General features: G+C 57.3%; 3 protein-coding genes and 1 pseudogene. All 4 read left to right on the top strand.

Annotation, left to right across the window (positions count from 1 at the left end; genetic code table 11):
- Nucleotides 1-187, top strand: a pseudogene (locus ABSG20_RS32350) (hypothetical protein); the annotation flags it as partial.
- 608 nt (nt 188-795) lie between these two features.
- Nucleotides 796-1431 (top strand): response regulator transcription factor, encoded by a 636-nt coding sequence (locus ABSG20_RS32345; RefSeq protein WP_423868514.1) that lies wholly within the window; start codon nt 796-798, stop codon nt 1429-1431.
- Between the two features lie 103 nt (nt 1432-1534).
- Nucleotides 1535-1963, top strand: a complete 429-nt coding sequence (locus tag ABSG20_RS32340) for a response regulator transcription factor (protein ID WP_423868513.1) — start codon at nt 1535-1537, stop codon at nt 1961-1963.
- Nucleotides 1964-2291: 328 nt separating this feature from the next.
- Nucleotides 2292-3221 (top strand): sensor histidine kinase, encoded by a 930-nt coding sequence (locus ABSG20_RS32335; protein WP_423868512.1) that lies wholly within the window; start codon nt 2292-2294, stop codon nt 3219-3221.
- The last annotated feature ends 822 nt before the right edge of the window (nt 3222-4043 follow it).

Genomic DNA, 4043 nt, shown 5'->3' with positions numbered 1-4043 from the left:
TGACGTCATCGACGAGCCAACCTTCGCTGACGCGATCCTCGATCGCCTCGTGCACAACGCCTACCGCCTCGCGCTCGATGGTCCCTCGATGCGCGATCCAAAAACGGCCAAGTCCGACACGATGGGGCCGGTCGCCGAAATGGCGGATGCGACGGCCACAAGGCCGAGCAAGGCGGTCAAAAAATGACCCCCGTCACTAACCGCCCGCCCGCGCGCGGCGCTGCGTCTGACTCGTGGCGGTCACTCCGCGCCGCGCACGGGCTACCCGACCACGACGACGGAGCAACAGCCGACGACGAAATCGGAATGATCTGGTGGAACAGTCTCAGTGAGCGAGACCGGGCTGAATGGTCCCGCGCCGCCGGCAATACCGGCGTTGCCGCTGACGCGTGGGCGGCCTTTCGGGCCAGCCAGTATCACCACCGAACCGAACCTACCGGGAATAGAAACGCCGCCCTACGCCTTGACGCTCACGCTATTTGACCCGGGGTATGCTCGTTTTTGTGACCCACCAACCTTTTCGCGCTCAGGGGCGTTCGCCCCTGCGCATCCGGCGCCAGCTGCATGCGAACGTCGCCCTCGGGTGGGCCGAGCGTGGCCGGGTGATAGTCCCTTGTAAAGACTGGCCTTCGGCCACCGCCTACGGCGGCTGCGGTCTTGACAAGGGACTATCACCCGGCCCTCGTTTGCCACCAAGAGATCGATGGCGCAGACCGTTCGCGCGCGCCAACGGTGGGTCCGCTTATTTGAGCACACCTGGGTCCATTCCCATGAGCGTCGAGGCGGTGACGTCCTATGACCGATGAAAGATCCGTGGTTGCGGTTATCGACGACGATCAGTCGGTCCGTGAGGCGCTGCGCGAATTGTTCGAAACGGTCGCCCTCAAGACAGAACTCTATGGTTCAGTTGACGAATATTTGCGAGCGAGCAAGCAGCTCCCGGTCAATTGCATCGTATTGGACGTGCGGTTGCCGGGCGCCAGTGGTCTCGACTTTCAGGCGCAGCTTGCAAACGCGAATAGCAGACCCTCGATTGTATTCCTTACTGCCCATGCCGACATTCCCATGTCGGTCCGCGCCATAAAAGCCGGCGCGATAGAATTTTTGACCAAGCCTTTTCGGCACCAGGAATTGCTCGATGCGGTTCGAAATGGGATTGAGCGCGATCGATTGAATCGTGCCCAGGCCAAAGAACTAGCCGCGCTACAGGCTCGGTTTGAGTCGCTCACATCTCGTGAACGCGAGGTAATGGCGCTGCTCGCCGAAGGGCGGATAGTCAAGCAAATCGCCGGCCAGATCGGCATCACCGCCATGACCGTTCGCATTCACCGGAACCAGGTCATATCGAAGATGGGCGCGCGATCGGCCGCTGATTTGGTTCGAATAGCCGATAAACTAGGCCTCCAATCATCGAAAGAGCAATCCGGCTAATCGAATCGATGGTTCAGCCTGTGTTTGATTGATTGGGTCGGCATAATCTCGATTGAGTTACGGCCTAAAGCTTGCGATGTGAAAGCGGCAAGAAGGAGCGACCGTGGCCGCTGTTCCCCTGATCTCGATTGTAGACGACGACGACGATGTTCGCACGGCAACAGGCGGGCTGGTGGAGACGCTTGGATATCAAGTCGAGACCTTCGAGTCCGGTGAGGCATTTCTAGGCTCTCAGTTGCTGGAAAAGACGCAATGTCTGATCGCTGACGTGCAAATGCGCGGGATGAGCGGCCTGCTGCTCCAGGAGCATCTGTTGAAGATCGGTACAAAAATACCAGTCATCTTCATCACGGCGTTCCCTGTCGGCCGTGTTCATGATCAGGTCATGAAGCGAGGGGCCGTCGCGTATCTCACCAAGCCGTTCGATCGGGCGACACTTAAAAGCCGACTCCAGTGGGCGCTTGGAGACGCGGGAGTGTTCGGCGATCCGGCGAGCTCATTGATCCCACCGGATTGCCTGACGCGCGGGTAACGCCGCGGCAAACAGACCATTGAGCTGCTTTCTCGTTCGGCGGCACCTGCCTGGATCCTTCGACCACGAATTCTCCGTTGGAATCGCGCTCCCTCCGTGAGTCAATTTCACCTCTCTTGTTCCTCGATCACATGCTCGCGAGTTACGGTGGACAACGCTCGTTGCGAGTCAGGAAACGAGCGCTCATCTAAACGAAACGCTAGGGCGGACGCTGCTAAGTTCAATAGCGGCAGCAAAAGCGCAGATGGATCAGCGTCATGTTCGCTCCTATAAGCAAGGCTTGAATGTGGGATTCTCGGCCGGGGACGAACAGTCGAGGTGAGGCGCCATGATGACCAACACGCCATCCGTAAGCGAGACGCCAGCTTGCGCAAGGAAACGCTCGCATTTGGAACAAGCGACTGTCTCATCGACGACCGAGGCGCCAGCTAACGCGCGAATGGTCGGGAAAGCGATCGAGAGCGGGGCGATCGAGCAAGAGGTGCTCGGGCTATCTTGGCACAAGAGACGTGCGCCGCGAGTATCCAGGCTCGGCGAGTTGGTCGGCTCCATTGTGCACGAGGTCAATCAGCCACTCGCTGCCATACAGCTCAACGCTCAGACAGCGTTACGCTGGCTCGATGGGGATCCTCAAAACGTGGTGAGGGCACGAACTCTGATTGAACGCATCGTTCAAGATAGTGGCCGCACGCTCGATATAGTAGCGCATATCAGGGCAATGGCATCTGGACGCGCGCCACAGCAAACAAACCTTACGCTCGACGAGATCATCGCGGAAGCAATGACATTCCTGCAACACGAATTGCAGTCAAACGATGTCATCATGTCTCTTGATCTGACGTCATCTCCTTCAGAAATAAACGGTAACCGAAGTCAACTCCACCAGGTGATCGTCAACTTGGTGGTGAATGCCATTCAAGCGCTCGCGAATACCGATACGATTCCTCGAAAGATCGCGGTCCGCACCAGCAATTTGGCTGATGAGCTGGTCTGTTGCACTGTTGAAGATAGTGGCCCTGGAATTGACCCTTGTCATCTTCCGCATCTTTTTGAGGATGTGTTCACAACCAGGCCAACAGGAATGGGCATGGGCTTACTTATATCCAGATCCATCGTTGCAGTACACGGCGGCGGCATAAGAGCGGATAACTATTCCAGTTTGGGAGGCGCGCGGTTCACGCTTACGCTTCCTATAACAGCGGATTCCGCTTGCACAGATTTTGAAGTCAGAGGCAAAGGCTGGCCAAAGAGTGTCTGAATCGACCGGCATTGGCGATGCTGCAACTTGGCTGGGTGCCAGTGCTCTAGCTTCGTAGATCGAAGATCCATCAAACGACTGGGATAACAGAAATCACAAGGGTATATTGGATCACTTTCCATCGCTCCATTACCGATCCGACCGCACTCGCTGCGTACGGAAAACCTGCCGGGCCAGTCGTAATCGCCGTTTTTGTAGGCGCTGCGCCGGATCCGCGAGCGTATAAATTGGAAAATCGGGGTCAGTGGAATTAGATTAGACTTGGCTGCTGAGCCGGCGCCTTCGTCTTCGGCTTGGGGGCCGTCCTCTGGGCAGAGGCGCTACCCGTCGGCCCAGCGCATTGGCGATCTCGCGCTTGAAGCGCATCACCGAGCGCCGAGCCGCCGTTCGTCGCTTGGAATCATCCACCGACGAACCATAGACGCGAAACCAGGAGTTCGGCGTCTGTCGGATGGTTATTCGTTCGCAGGCTTTCGCACTGGAGTCAACGTACCGGGGTTTCCGAGGTCCCGCATGTCGCTTCGCTCATGCGGGCTACTCTGCTACTCGCTGAGAATGATGGGTATGGCTGCGCTCCACCCATCCTACAGCTGACGGCCAACAAAAAAAAACCGCGACCGATCTCTCGGCGCGGACATTGGTTCTTGCGATGATGACCATGTACCGGTGATTTGCCCGACGAGTCAAATTTTTTCTCGCTTCGAACCGGCAAATAAACATCGCGCAAAAGCAAACACTCGCCCCCGAGGGGCTAGATCTGGTGTTTCGGGGCTGTCAAGCCCCCAAGTGAAAAATATTCCTGTTTACTTTATGTTCGAATCA

This window comes from Bradyrhizobium sp., assembly GCF_049512235.1.
In the GTDB taxonomy this organism is placed as follows: Bacteria; Pseudomonadota; Alphaproteobacteria; order Rhizobiales; family Xanthobacteraceae; genus Bradyrhizobium.
This window is presented reverse-complemented; position numbering and strand designations above follow the sequence as displayed.